This is a genomic window from Streptomyces sp. NPDC096152 (assembly GCF_044763235.1).
GTDB lineage: Bacteria > Actinomycetota > Actinomycetes > Streptomycetales > Streptomycetaceae > Streptomyces.
The window spans coordinates 548,105-561,542 of record NZ_JBIWFW010000005.1 but is presented as its reverse complement, the minus strand read 5'-3'; the positions used below and the strand labels follow the sequence as shown (position 1 = coordinate 561,542).

At 71.6% G+C, this 13,438-nt stretch carries 9 protein-coding genes; 3 read left to right on the top strand and 6 right to left on the bottom strand.

Features of this window, described 5'->3' with window-relative positions:
* Positions 1-4: 4 nt before the first annotated feature.
* From ACIQ9G_RS20235 to ACIQ9G_RS20215, 5 genes are all read right to left on the bottom strand, one after another.
* Entirely contained in the window at positions 5-1,033 is a 1,029-nt protein-coding gene (locus tag ACIQ9G_RS20235; protein WP_403611138.1) for a hypothetical protein, read from the bottom strand.
* 152 nt (positions 1,034-1,185) lie between these two features.
* Complete coding sequence (locus tag ACIQ9G_RS20230; protein ID WP_403611136.1) at positions 1,186-2,202, bottom strand: amino acid--tRNA ligase-related protein; 1,017 nt, start codon at positions 2,200-2,202, stop codon at positions 1,186-1,188.
* Positions 2,203-2,369: 167 nt separating this feature from the next.
* Positions 2,370-3,422, bottom strand: a complete 1,053-nt coding sequence (locus ACIQ9G_RS20225) for a branched-chain amino acid aminotransferase (RefSeq protein ID WP_403611134.1) — start codon at positions 3,420-3,422, stop codon at positions 2,370-2,372.
* Entirely contained in the window at positions 3,419-4,687 is a 1,269-nt protein-coding gene (locus tag ACIQ9G_RS20220; protein ID WP_403611132.1) for an acetyl-CoA carboxylase biotin carboxylase subunit family protein, read from the bottom strand. The genes ACIQ9G_RS20225 and ACIQ9G_RS20220 overlap by 4 nt, the downstream gene beginning before the upstream one ends.
* Positions 4,688-4,771: 84 nt before the next feature.
* A complete protein-coding gene (locus ACIQ9G_RS20215; protein WP_403611129.1) occupies positions 4,772-4,921 on the bottom strand; it encodes a hypothetical protein in 150 nt (49 codons plus the stop codon).
* Positions 4,922-5,417: 496 nt separating this feature from the next.
* Between ACIQ9G_RS20215 and ACIQ9G_RS20210 the strand changes: the two genes are divergently transcribed.
* The 3 genes from ACIQ9G_RS20210 to ACIQ9G_RS20200 all read left to right on the top strand — a co-directional run bounded on the left by ACIQ9G_RS20210 (position 5,418) and on the right by ACIQ9G_RS20200 (position 10,751).
* Positions 5,418-6,473 carry an LD-carboxypeptidase gene (locus ACIQ9G_RS20210; RefSeq protein WP_403611127.1) on the top strand — a complete coding sequence of 352 codons (1,056 nt, stop codon included), beginning with the start codon at positions 5,418-5,420 and terminating at the stop codon, positions 6,471-6,473.
* Positions 6,467-7,561, top strand: a complete 1,095-nt coding sequence (locus ACIQ9G_RS20205) for a hypothetical protein (RefSeq protein WP_403611124.1) — start codon at positions 6,467-6,469, stop codon at positions 7,559-7,561. The genes ACIQ9G_RS20210 and ACIQ9G_RS20205 overlap by 7 nt, the downstream gene beginning before the upstream one ends.
* A gap of 208 nt (positions 7,562-7,769) precedes the next feature.
* Positions 7,770-10,751, top strand: coding sequence for a glycine--tRNA ligase (locus ACIQ9G_RS20200; RefSeq protein WP_403611122.1), 2,982 nt, complete (start codon positions 7,770-7,772; stop codon positions 10,749-10,751).
* Between the two features lie 243 nt (positions 10,752-10,994).
* On the opposite strand, the gene ACIQ9G_RS20195 is transcribed toward ACIQ9G_RS20200, so the two are convergent.
* A complete protein-coding gene (locus ACIQ9G_RS20195) occupies positions 10,995-13,382 on the bottom strand; it encodes an ATP-binding cassette domain-containing protein (protein ID WP_403611120.1) in 2,388 nt (795 codons plus the stop codon).
* Positions 13,383-13,438: the final 56 nt, after the last annotated feature.

The window sequence follows — 13,438 nt, the reverse complement described above, 5'->3', positions numbered from 1 at the left end:
CCGGTCACGGCGCCCCGAACAGGAAGCTCAGGGCGTTGCCGGCCAGGAGGGAGCGCGGATCGGTGCCGCTGAGGTCGAGCGCACCGAGGATCCGGCGGAAGGCGGGGACGGTCTCCGCACCGAGGCCGCGCCCGTCGTTCCAGTGCTGGAGGTGCCACGGGGTGTCGAGGGAGACCATCAGCCTCGCCCCGCATGCGGTGATGAGCCGGGCGAGCCGCACGTCGGAGTTGACCGGTCCGGGGTCCCCGACCGTCCGCTCGCACACCACCTCCCACGGCCCGAGGTCGGCGTACACGCCGGGGGTGTCCAGGATCCGGGGCAGCGCGGGGTTGTTGAAGCCGAGGTGGGCCAGGCTGATCCGGGCACCTGCCGCGACCGCGGCGGGGACGGCGACCGTGGCGATCTCGGCGAGGTCGGCGAGCCCGCCGTCGGGCGAGCAGTGCATCACGGTCGGCACGCCCAGGTCCGCCGCGAGGTCGAGATAACCGCGTTCCACGTAGGCGGAGACGGGTCGCTCGGCCGACGGGGAGTGCCACTTCAGCGCGAACACCTCCCCGAGGCGATCGGCGTAGTCGGACGCGAAGTCCGCCGCGTCGCGGAAGGGGTCGGCCATCAGGGCGGGCATGGGCAGTCCGGCCGAGGGCGGATGGTCGGCCCGGAAACGGGCGCAGGCGTCGAGCAGTTCCCGGTTGCGATGACGGATGATCCGGCCGCACGTCGACGGGTCGACCGGGGTGCCCTCGGGCTTGAACCGGCGGTAGTAGGGCATGGGCAGGATCAACGCGCCCACCGCGTCGGGCGGTTCGGACAGCAGTCCCCTGCCGAGCACCCCGAGCAGGCCCATCAGGTCGGGCACGGACTGGCGGTAGGTGTACTGGGCTTCCTCGTGGCGGTAGATGAGTTCGACGCCGGCGTGCTCGTGCACGCTGACCAGCGCGGGGCCGGCGGCCAGGTACGCGTGGGTCCTCGCGCGCAGCGAGCGGTGCGGCACGGGCACCCTGGCAACGGTGATCTCGTCGGTCGACCGGTGCATCTCTCGTCTCCTGCGGGGGGCTTGCGGGACCACCGTGCGCGGGTCGGTGGGCGGGGCGCCGCTCGACGGGCGTCCCGTGGTTCGGACCCGGGTGCCCGGCTCCCCGGACCCGTGGCCGTGGGTCCGGGGAGCCGGTGCGCGGGTCGTGCCGGTCAGGGCGTGACGCTGACACCGTTCAGGCGCGGGGCGAGCTGGAGTTCACGGATGTCCTTCTGGTTCAGCACCCACATCAGCCAGCGCTCGATGCCCAGGCCGAAGCCCGAGGTGTGCTGCGGGAAGGCGTCCTTCATGCGCACGTACCAGCTGTACGCCTCCTCGGGGACCTGGTGGTGGGCCAGGGCCTTGCGCGCCTGCTCGCCGTCGACGTGGCGCTCGCCGCAGCCGACGGTCTCGCCGATGCCGAAGAGCAGGTCGCCGTTGAGGGCCGTGCGGCCGTCCTCGTCGCCGTAGGCCTGGTAGAAGGGCACCGACAGGTGGTCGTAGTGCGTGATCCAGAGGATCGGGCTGACCTCCTCCATCAGCCGGCGCTCTCCGTGCCGGGTGAGGGTGCGCCAGCCGTCGTGGTGCTCGACCGCGTCCGGGTCGTCGCCCAGGTGGGCGACGGCCTCGTCGAAGGTCATCCGGGGGAAGGACTCCAGCCCGGCCATGCGCTCCAGGTGCTCGGTGGTGCCCGCGATGGCCCGCACGTCGTCGGCGTGGTGGTCCAGGACCGCCTGGGCCAGTCGGCGCATGTACGCGTTGACGGCGTCGATGCACGCGTCGAGGCCGCCCGGAAGCTCGGCCTCGCTGTGGAAGAACTGGTTGAGGTGCGACTCGTCGCAGTCCTCGCCGCGGAAGCTCGGCATCAGGTACCAGCTGCCCTGCGGGCTGAGGCGGCAGCCGTACTCCAGCATGAACTGCATGGAGTCGGCGAGGAACGTGCGCTGGCCGAACAGGTCGATCTCGACCGGGAGCGAGTCGCTTCCCAGACCCATCGGGCTGGAGATGCTGTTGGTGGTGATCGGCAGGTGGACGGACTTGACGCCCCGCTCCCGCCAGAAGAGGGCGGTCTCGAGGGTCACGAGGTCCTGCAGGTCGACCAGGGTGCGGAACAGCGGCTGGTCGATGATCTCCAGGAAGCGGTCCGCGGAGGGACGCCATCCGCCGTGCGTGTACGTGGGCGTGGCCAAGGTGATTCTCCCTAGGGATGCGTAATGGAAGGTGTGCGGTTCGTGTGAAGGCGACGAGGGCCGGCCGGCCGGTCCGGGACGTCCGGAGGCCGCGTGGCCTCGGTCGGTGAGGCGGGGCGTTGTCGGCGGCGTGTCGCCGCCGGGCGCCGCGGGCGGGCAGGCCGGGGTCAGACGGTGTGCATCCACCGTCGGGTGTCGGGCCGCTCCCCGTACTGCACGGCGGCCAGCTCCTCGCGGAGCCGGGTGGTCAGGCCGCCCGGACGGCCGTCGCCCAGGACGTGCCGGCCCCCGGCGGTCGTCACGCTGCCGATGGGCACCACGGAGGCCGCGGTTCCGCAGGCGAAGGCCTCGTCGAAACCACCGTTGCCGTTCGTCAACTCGGCTATGTCGATGGGCCGTTGCTCGGTCCGTACGCCCAGGTCGGCGGCGAGCTCGATGAGGGTGTCCCGGGTGTTGCCCGCCAGAATCGTCCCCGACAGCGGCGGGGTCACCAGGAGCGGCCCGCCCGTCGGCTCGCGGGTGACGCCGAAGAAGTTCATGGCGCCGAGTTCCTCGACGAAGCGGTGCTCCCGGGCGTCGAGCCACAGGACCTCGTGGCAGCCACGCTCCACGGCCTGGGCCTTGGCGGCCAGCCCGCCGGCGTAGTTGCCCGCGCATTTGGCGGCGCCGGTGCCCCCGGGAGCCGCGCGGATCTGGTCCGTCGGGCACCAGACGTCGATGGCCTCGAAGCCGTCCGCGAAGAAGTGGTCGACCGGTGAGGCGATCACGGCGAACAGGTACTCCCGCGCCGGCCGCACACCGAGGCTCGGCTCCACCGCGATCATGAAGGGCCTGAGGTAGAGGCTCTGCCCGGGACCCCTCGGCACGTCGGCGGCGTCGTGGCGCACCAGCCGCGCGCACGCGTCGACGAACGTCTCGACGGGCAGGGTGGGCATGGCGAGCCGTACCGCGCTGCGGTTGAAGCGCTCGGCGTTCGCGCGCGGCCGGAACAGCGCGAGCGAACCGTCCGCGCGGGGGAACGCCTTCAGTCCCTCGAAGACGGCCTGCCCGTAGTGGAGGGCCATGGCCGCGGGAGACAGTTCCAGCGGCCGGTGCGGGCCCACCTCGAGCGCCGACCAGCCCTCGCCGGCGGTCCACCGGGACAGCACCATGCCGCCGGTGAAGCGGGAACCGAAACCCAGTGCGGCAGGCGCCTCGGCAGGTTTGACGACCACGCTCACGACGCGGGCGCCGTCGCGTACGAGGGAAGCAGCGCGGCCTCCAGCTCGGCGGCCCGCTCCCGGAACTGGGCCTCGCTCTCGGCGCTGATGACCAGCATCAGGCACCAGACCGAGGGGTGCAGTTCCTCGATGTCGAAGCCCACCGAACGGGACCGGATGATGTCCAGCACGTAGGGGAACGCCGCGATCTGCTCGTCCGTGGGCTCCTGGGTGATGACACCGGCGGCCGCGGGGGCCAGGTTGATCCAGCCGACGTACGGATAGTCGGGTGCGTGCAGTTCCAGCGGCTCCCGGTCGCTGTTCAGGACGGCGTCGATCCAGAGTTCGCGCAGGTCCGCGCCGTAGGGCTTGAAGCTCTCGGGGATGGCGCCACCGGCGAAGCGGGTCGCCATCTCGGAGAACCACAGACGGCCGTCGGAACGCCGGAAGATCTCGAGGTGGGTGATGTCGTCCGTGATCTCGAACGCGGCGTTGATACGGGCGTGCAGCTCCTCGACCTCGGCGTAGAGCTCGGGCTCGCGGTCGCGGGGCAGCAGGATCGATCCGTTGTCCCGGCCCGGCGTCTTCACCTGCATGCGCGGCCGCAGGTAGCGGCTGACCCCCAGGATCTGCGCGACGCCGTTCTCCCAGACGGCGTCGACGTGGTACTCGTCGCCGTCGATCGGCTCCTCGGCGATCAGGAAGCGGGTGAGGCCGGCTTCCTCGGTGCCGCTCCCGGCGGCGCGCAGCACGTCGGCGAGCTCCTCGGCGCTGTGCACGGCGGAGGTGCCCACCGAGCCCAGGCCGGCGGCGGGCTTCACGACGACCGGGAAGCCGAGCCGCTCCTCGACGCGGCGTACGGAGCCCTCGATGTCGGTGGTGGAGAGCGACTCGTAGCGGGCGCAGGCGATGCCGGCGCGTGCCGCGCGCTCCTTCATGGCCCGCTTGTCGCGCATGAGCACGGACTTCTCGATCGAGGGCTGAGCGAGCCCGAGCAGGCCGGCCATGTAGGCGGCGCTGAACTGGCTGAACTCCGAGAGGCTGAGGACCCGGTCGATCTTCACGCCGGTGGAGCGGAGCTCGACAGCGAGCTGCGCGACCTCGTCGAGCGCGTCGTAGGTGCGGATCACGTAGTGGCGTTCCACCCGGGCGAGCAGTTCGGGGTCGATCGTCCGGTGGGTCGCCTCCCAGGCGTCGAAGACCAGCGTCACCCGGGCACCGCCGTCCAGCAGTGCCTCCAGGGTGACCCCGTTCCACGAGTACACCAGGAGATTCTTGTCGCTCATACCCCGCTGCCCTACCTCTCCAGCCTTCGGCTTGTTTTCCAGATTTCCCTGCCCTCGCGCGGCGAGTTGCGGCAAGGGAAAGAGTCAGTCCCAGTTGAGGCTCAACGGGGAAACGCCGTCCGACGCCGCATTGAAAGTGCCCGCTTCATGAGCGTTCGCGGCCGTGGCACCCAGCACCAGAACTGCGGCGATCACCGCGAGTGCGGAAAGGGCACGCGTCAGGAACTTCATCATGGATCCCCCTTGGATGGTTCTACATCCATTAATTCGAGCCGAACGACCGGCGGGTTTCGCCTGGGTCGGAAATCTACGTTCGGACCGCCGGAGCATCAAGAGAACCATCTGGCAGGTTGCTGTCTGGCACACTCCGGACCGATCGACCTGCGACGACGCGCGCCATGTGACCTGGATCACCATCATTGCCGGTTGTCACTGCACGGCGTGAATACTTAAAGTCGTTATCGATTTTCGCGCAACACGACTTCGCGAGGAACCGCGCCGCGACGGACCTTTTGGATCGCAGGTTCGAACGGTCACCGAAACATCGCCCGCCCGGGAATCACATTTCCCGGTACGGAGGCAATATTCCGTCGAGCCGAACGGAGATCAACACCGCCGGCTCGCGGTCGAGGGACGTCCCTCGAACCGGTGCCGTATTGATGAGGAGCCACATGTCTTTCTTGAGCACCACCTCCTGGAAATGCGCCAGGACCAAGGGAAGGTCCCGCTCATGACATCCGCCAGAACAGGGCGATCCCCGGCGCCCGCACCGGTCCTGCCGCCCGCCCTCGCGCCCGGTGACGTGGTCGCCGTCGTCTCCCCCGCCGCCGACGCGGCCGGCCGCTATCCGCAGCGCCTGGAGCGCGGACTGCAGGCGCTGAGGGACGTCGGTCTGCGTCCCCGGCTCACCAAGAACGCCCTCACCACCGGCCCGTGGACCGCGGGAACGGCCGCACAGCGGACCGCGGACCTGCACGAGGCGTTCGCCGACGACGAGGTCCGCGGGGTGCTGTGCGCCATCGGCGGCAGTCTCAGCGCGCAGCTGCTCCCGGAACTCGACTACGACCTCGTCGCCGCCCACCCCAAGGTCTTCTGCGGCTACTCGGACATCACCTCGCTCCACACGGCGATCCGCGCCGAGACCGGTCTGGTGACCTTCTACGGACCCTCGGTCATGGCGGAGTGGGCCGAATACCCCGCCCCCCTGCGGGAGACGGCGGACCACTTCCTCAGGGTGACCGGCGCCGCCGAGCCGGCCGGGCCGGTGCCGAGGCCGGAGCGGATCGTCCGGGAGGGCGCGGACTGGAGCGGTCCCGGCCGGGCCCGGCGCGCCGAGCCCGTGCCGCCGGCCGAGGTCCTGCGCCCCGGCAGGGTCACGGGGACCCTTGCCGGGGGCTGCCTGCCGGTCCTGCGCCGCCTGGTCGGCACCCCGTGGCAGCCCGATTTCACGGACCGCATCGTGCTGCTGGAGACACCGCAGCTGCCCTACTCGATGGTGAACGCCACCGAGGATCTCCTGTCGATGAACCTCGCCGGGTTGTTCGACGGGGCACGCGCGGTCCTGTTCGGCTGGCCCTTCCGCGAGGACCAGATCGGGGAACTGGGACGTGCGATCGCCGGGACGCTGCACGGGCACGACTTCCCCGTCGTCATCGGCTTCCCCTGCGGGCACACCAGCCCGATGGTGACCCTGCCCCTGGGCGTGCGGGCCGTGCTGGACGGCGCGACGCTCTCCCTCGACGCCGCGGCGGTCGCGCCCCGTCCCTCGGGCGGTGCCGGATGGTGAGGCTCCCGTCGCCCACGGAGACGGCCCGCACCGCACGCCCGGACGCGAGCGCACCGCGAACGATCCCACCGGGCCCCGTCATCCCGCGGGCCGCGGAAGGCCTCTCGGCGATCGAGGCGGTCCCCGGTGCCGCCGCCACCGTGGTGGAGGCCTTCCGCCGCGCGTGCCTCGCGGCCGGCTACACGGAGCGGCACCGGCGGCCGGTGGTGTCCCACCACGATCCGTCCGTGCGCTACACAAACTCCACGATCAGCGTGCTGAAACCGCTGCTCTCCGGCGGCGTCCACGAGCGCGCCTTCCTGGTGCAGCCCGCCCTGCGCCTGCGCAACCTCGACCATGTCCGCCGGACCGGCGAGATGTCCCCCTTCGGCTGCTCCTTCATGTCCTTCGGCGCGCTCGGGCCCGCCGGGGACGCGCCACGGCTCACCGCGCTCGCCCGGGACCTCCTGGTCGACAGGCTCGGCTTCGCCGCGCACGACGTGCAGTTGCGCGTGCTGGCGGACGACCGGGACCTGGTGGAGGGCGGCATCGCGGCCGGCCTCGCCGTCGCGGCCGGCGCGCGTTCCCCCGAGCAGTTCCGGCACGTCTTCGGCATGCCGGGCGTCACCGGCCGCAACGCCAATCTCTCTCTGCGAGGGGCGCGGGGGTGGACCGACGTCGCCAACGTCATAGTGATCGAGGAGGCCGGCCGTCCCCTCGGTGTGGAACTCGCCTTCGGCGTGAACATGGTCCTCGTACAGGCCATGAGCCTGGCCCACCCCGTCCTGGCCGGCCCGGCCACGGCGGCCGTACTGCACGGCGTCACCGACCTGGCGGCCCTGGACGCGCTGTCCTCGGCGACGGTGCTGGCCATGGAGGGCCTGCGGCCGGTCGCCCGAGGACGCGGCCAGAACTACCGGGCCCTGCTGCGCCTGCTCGGCGAGCGGTTGGCCGGCCCGGCCGGGACGTGGAGTTCGGCGGCCGTGGCGGTCGCGGCGGCCGAGGAGCGACTGCGCCGGCACGCCAGTCCGCCGGCCGACGACGTCGTCGAACTGTCCTCGGAGGAGGCCGCCCGAACGCTGGTGACAGACTGGGAGCGGGTCCGCTGAGGTCCCGGTTTCTGGTCGTCCGGGGCCGTAAGCCGGACCAAGAAGCCGCGATCCAGGGGGCGTTCGGGCGCGGGACGGCACAAACCCCCTGAGTATTTTGGTCCAGGCGGCGGCGCCTGGACAGCGCCCGCGCGCGTGACCACCTTGCCGAACAACTCGGGAAACAGGCGATTCGATCACCATGAAGAACGGCCAGACAGCGCTGACCATGCAGGATGCCATCCTCACCCTGCAGAAATACTGGAGCGACAACGGGTGCATGATCACGCAGCCGTTGAACACGGAGGTGGGAGCCGGTACGGCCAACCCGTCCACGGCGCTGCGGGTGATCGGCCCCGAGCCCTGGAGCGTCGCCTACGTGGAGCCGAGCGTGCGGCCGGACGACTCGCGCTACGGCGAGAACCCGAACCGCCTCCAGACCCACACGCAGTTCCAGGTGATCCTCAAGCCCGACCCGGGCAACCCGCAGGAGCTGTACCTGGGCAGCCTCCGGGCGCTCGGCATCGACCTCGGCGCGCACGACGTGCGGTTCGTGGAGGACAACTGGGCCTCCCCGGCACTCGGCGCCTGGGGGCTGGGCTGGGAGGTCTGGCTGGACGGCATGGAGATCACCCAGTTCACCTACTTCCAGCAGGTCGGCGGGGTCACTCTGTCCCCGGTGTCGGTGGAGATCACCTACGGCCTCGAACGCATCCTGATGAACCTTCAGGGCGTGTCCCACTTCAAGGACATCGCCTACGCGCCGGGCATCACCTACGGCGAGGTGTTCGGCCAGAACGAGTACGAGATGAGCCGCCACTACCTCGACGACGCCGACGTCGAGACCAACCACCGGCTCTTCGAGTCGTACGCGTCCGAGGCACGGCGCATGCTCGACCTGGAGCTGCCCATCCCGGCCTACACGTACGTGCTCAAGTGCAGCCACACCTTCAACGTGCTCGACGCGCGCGGCGCACTCAGCACCACCGAGCGTGCCAAGGCGTTCTCCCTGATGCGCGGCCTCACGCACGAGTCGGCCAAGCTGTGGGGGCAGCGCCGCGCCGCCCTGGAGTACCCGCTCGGAACGGCCGCCGCGCCGGCCCCCGCCGTGCGGGCCGCACTGCCCACGGTGCTCAGCACCGAGACGCTGCTCTTCGAGATCGGTGTGGAGGAGCTGCCGTACTCCGATGTCCGCGCCGCCACCGACGCGGTGCGAGAGGCGATCACGAGCAAGCTGGCCGCCACCCGGCTGGGCCACGGCGCGATCACCGCGATGGCCACCCCGCGCCGCATGGTCATCACGGTCGAGAAGGTGGAGCCGCGGGAGCCGGACACCGTCAGGACCGTGCGCGGCCCCAAGGCCGCCGCCGCCTACCGGGACGGCGCCCCCACGCCCGCCCTGCTGGGCTTCGCCCGCAGCCAGGGAGCCGACCCGTCGGACGTGCAGGTCCTCGACGTCAACGGCGTCGACTACATCGCGCTCACCCGCGAGGCGCCGGGCCGCACGGCGGTCGAGGTGCTCAGCGAGCTCCTGGCCGAGGTCGTGAGTGAGCTGCGCTCCAGCCGCAACATGCGGTGGAACGACCCGTCCCTGTCGTTCTCCCGGCCGGTCCGCTGGCTGCTCGCCCTGCTCGGCAGCACGCCCCTGCCGATCGCCGTCTCCGCGCTCGCCTCGGGCACCACCACACGCGTCCACCGCACGGCCCCCGACCCGGTCGTCCAGGTGACGTCCGCCGTCGGCTACGCCCACTTCCTCCAGATGCACGGCATCATGCTGGACCGGCAGGGCCGGCGCGACGCGGTGGTGCGCGGTGCCCACGAGGCGGCGGCGGAGGTCGGCGGATTCATCGACGTGGCCGGCGAGGCGGGACTGATCGACGAGATCACCGACATCGTGGAGTACCCGCACCCGGTGCGGGGGTCCTTCGACGAGGGCTATCTCGACCTGCCCTCGAGCGTTCTGACCACCGTGATGCGCAAGCACCAGCGCTATCTGCCGGTGCTGGACGGCGACGGGCGCCTCATGCCGTACTTCATCACGTTCGCCAACGGCACCTGCGACGACGACGTGGTGCGGTCGGGCAACGAGGCGGTGCTGCGGGCCCGTTACGAGGACGCCGCCTTCTTCTGGCGCACCGACCTGAAGGTGTCCCCGCAGGACTTCCGCGGCCGACTCGACAAGCTGACCTTCGAGGACCGGCTCGGCACGGTCGCCGACCGCGCCGACCGCATCGCCGCGCTCGCCCGCGACCTGGCCGAACGTGCGGTGCTCCCGCAGGACTCCGCCGCCACGGTGCGTCGCGCCGGTGAGCTCGCCAAGTTCGATCTGGCGTCGCAGATGGTGGTCGAGTTCTCCAGCCTGGCCGGGGTGATGGCCGAGGAGTACGCACGCCGCGCCGGTGAGCCCGCGGAGGTCGCGCGGGCCCTGGCCGAGATGGAGTTGCCGCGCTCCTCCGGCGGCGCGCTGCCCGCCGGCGAAGCGGGCGCCGTGCTGTCGCTCGCCGACCGGTTCGACCTGGTGACCGGCATGTTCGTGATCGGCGCCGTGCCGACCGGAAGCTCCGATCCGTACGGGGTGCGCCGGGCCGCCATCGGTCTCCTCAACGTCCTGCGGAGCGTGCCCGCGCTGGCCGGGCTCCGCGTGGCCGACGGGCTGCGTGCGGCGGCCGAACGCTACGCCGCCCAGGGCGTCGACGTGCCCGCCGAGCGGCTCGCGGAGGCGGCCGAACTGATCACCCGCCGCTACGAGCAGCAGCTCACCGAGGCGGGGCACGAGCACCGGCTCGTCCAGGCCGTCCTGGTGTGGGCCGACCGCCCCGCGCACGGCGACCGGACCCTGGCCGCCCTGGAGCGCCACGTCGGCACCGAGGCGTTCGAGGGGCTCACCGCCGCGCTCCAGCGAGTGCTGCGCATCCTCCCCGGGGACGGTGCGGAGGGCGGCCCCGAGGCGGTGGACCGCTCCCGGCTGACCGCTCCCGCCGAGCTGCGCCTCGCCGAGAGCGCCGAGGCCGTCCGCCAGGCCCTGCGCGATCGCGAGGACGACCTCACCGCGCTGGTCGAGGTCTCCGCCCCGCTGGTCGCCGCCATCAACGCCTTCTTCGACGAGGTCCTGGTGATGGACCCCGACCTCGCGGTCCGTGCGGCCCGACTGGCCCTGCTGGAGGACGTGGCACGCCTGGCCCGCACGACGCTGGACTGGAGCGCGCTGTAGGCGGTACCCCGCAGTGGTGAACGCCCGCCGCGCCCCCCGTCGCCGATCCGGCCCGGGGGGCGCGGTGCTTTGCCCGGAGCCCGGCCCGTCTCCCGCCGGCCGGCGCCTCCCCGGCCGGGGCTCCTGGCGCTGGGCGTGAGCAGCGGCAGCGAGGGCCCGGCCGCCGAGGGGCCGGGGCCTCGGCCGGTTTCCGGGTCAGGCCTCGGCCGGATTTCCGAGCCAGGCCTCGGCCGGATTTCCGGGTCAGGCGCCGACGTAGGCCGCCAGGTGCTCGCCGGTGAGGGTGGAGCGGGCGGCGACCAGGTCGGCGGGGGTGCCCTCGAAGACGACGCGGCCGCCGTCGTGGCCGGCGCCGGGGCCGAGGTCGATGATCCAGTCGGCGTGCGCCATGACCGCCTGGTGGTGCTCGACCACGACGACCGACTTGCCGGAGTCGACGATGCGGTCGAGCAGGCCGAGGAGCTGCTCCACATCGGCGAGGTGGAGGCCTGCGGTCGGCTCGTCGAGGACGTAGACGCCGCCCTTCTCGGCCATGTGCGTGGCCAGCTTGAGCCGCTGGCGCTCGCCGCCGGACAGCGTGGTGAGCGGCTGGCCGAGGGTGAGGTAGCCGAGTCCGACGTCGGAGAGCCGCCCGAGGACGCGGTGCGCGGCCGGCGTGTGCGCCTCGCCCGCGCCGAAGAACTCCTCGGCCTCGGTCACCGACATCGCCAGCACCTCGCTGATGTCGCGGCCGCCGAGGTGGTGGTCGAGCACCGACGCCTCGAACCGCTTCCCCTCGCAGTCCTCGCAGGTGGTGGCGACGCCGGCCATCATCGCCAGGTCGGTGTAGATGACGCCGGCACCGTTGCAGGTGGGGCAGGCACCCTCGGAGTTGGCGCTGAACAGGGACGGCTTCACCCCGTTGGCCTTCGCGAAGGCCTTGCGGATCGGGTCGAGCAGTCCGGTGTACGTCGCCGGGTTGCTCCGCCTGGAGCCGCGGATCGCGCCCTGGTCGACCGACACCACGCCCTCGCCGGCCGGGATCGACCCGTGCACCAGCGAGCTCTTGCCCGAGCCGGCGACCCCGGTGACGACGGTCAGCACCCCGAGCGGGATGTCGACGTCGACGTCGCGCAGGTTGTGCGCCGTCGCGCCGCGGATCTCCAGCGTGCCGGTGGGCTTGCGCACCGTCTCCTTGAGGCCGGCCCGGTCGTCGAGATGACGGCCGGTGACGGTGTCGGCGGCCCGCAGCCCCTCGACGGTGCCCTCGAAGCAGACGGTGCCGCCCGCCGTGCCGGCGCCGGGGCCGAGGTCGACGACGTGGTCGGCGATCGCGATGACCTCCGGCTTGTGCTCCACGACGAGCACCGTGTTGCCCTTGTCCCGCAGCCGCAGCAGCAGGGAGTTCATCCGCTGGATGTCATGGGGGTGCAGGCCCGTGGTGGGCTCGTCGAAGACGTAGGTGACGTCGGTGAGCGAGGAGCCGAGGTGGCGGATCATCTTCACGCGCTGTGCCTCGCCGCCCGACAGCGTGCCCGACGGCCGGTCGAGCGAGAGGTAGCCGAGCCCGATCTCCACGAACGAGTCGAGAGCGTGCCGCAACTTGGCGAGCAGGGGCGCCACGGACGGTTCGTCGAGCCCTCGGACCCACTCGGCCAGGTCGCTGATCTGCATCGCGCAGGCGTCGGCGATGCTGCTCCCCTTGATCTTCGACGACCGGGCGCCCGCGCTGAGCCGGGTGCCGTCGCACTCGGGGCAGGCGGTGAACGTCATCGCCCGCTCCACGAACGCGCGTACGTGCGGCTGGAGCGCGTCGATGTCCTTGGACAGCATCGACTTCTGGATCTTCGGGATCAGCCCTTCGTACGTCAGGTTGATGCCCTCGACCTTGATCTTGGTCGGTTCCTTGTGGAGGAGGTCGTGCAGCTCCTTCTTCGTGTAGTCGCGGATCGGCTTGTCCGGGTCGAAGAAGCCGCAGCCGGTGAAGATGCGGCCGTACCAGCCGTCCATGCTGTAGCCGGGGATGGTGAGCGCGCCCTCGCTGAGCGACTTGGAGTCGTCGTAGAGCCGGGTGAGGTCGATGTCGGAGACCGTGCCCCGGCCCTCGCAGGTGGGGCACATGCCGCCGGTGCGGGAGTAGGTCGCCTTCACCGCCTTCTTCGCACCACGCTCGACCGTGATCGCCCCGCTCGCCCGGACCGAGGCCACGTTGAACGCGTACGCGCTGGGCGGGCCGATGTGCGGGGTGCCGAGCCGGCTGAAGAGGATGCGCAGCATCGCGTTGGCGTCGGTGGCGGTGCCGACCGTGGACCGGGGGTCGCCCCCCATCCGCTGCTGGTCGACGATGATCGCGGTCGTCAGCCCGTCGAGCACGTCGACCTCGGGCCGCGCCAGGTTCGGCATGAAGCCCTGCACGAAGGCGCTGTACGTCTCGTTGATCAGCCGCTGCGACTCCGCTGCGATGGTGTCGAACACCAGCGAGCTCTTGCCCGATCCGGAGACGCCGGTGAACACCGTCAGCCGGCGCTTCGGGATCTCGATGCTGACGTCCCTGAGGTTGTTCTCGCGGGCGCCGTGCACGCGGATCAGATCGTGGCTGTCCGCCACGTGCGACGCGGGCGACCGCGGGTCGGTCCTCGTGGCCATGCTCATCGTGTCTCCGTCCGCTCCGTCCGCCCGGCCTCTGGCACCGCCGGTGATGTCCACGG

Coding starts and splice junctions, on each gene's coding strand:
- ACIQ9G_RS20235 (WP_403611138.1), bottom strand. CDS start 1,033: ATGCACCGGTCGACCGACGAGATCACCGTTGCCAGGGTGCCCGTGCCG.
- ACIQ9G_RS20220 (WP_403611132.1), bottom strand. CDS start 4,687: ATGAGCGACAAGAATCTCCTGGTGTACTCGTGGAACGGGGTCACCCTG.
- ACIQ9G_RS20215 (WP_403611129.1), bottom strand. CDS start 4,921: ATGATGAAGTTCCTGACGCGTGCCCTTTCCGCACTCGCGGTGATCGCC.
- ACIQ9G_RS20210 (WP_403611127.1), top strand. CDS start 5,418: ATGACATCCGCCAGAACAGGGCGATCCCCGGCGCCCGCACCGGTCCTG.
- ACIQ9G_RS20205 (WP_403611124.1), top strand. CDS start 6,467: ATGGTGAGGCTCCCGTCGCCCACGGAGACGGCCCGCACCGCACGCCCG.
- ACIQ9G_RS20200 (WP_403611122.1), top strand. CDS start 7,770: ATGCAGGATGCCATCCTCACCCTGCAGAAATACTGGAGCGACAACGGG.
- ACIQ9G_RS20195 (WP_403611120.1), bottom strand. CDS start 13,382: ATGAGCATGGCCACGAGGACCGACCCGCGGTCGCCCGCGTCGCACGTG.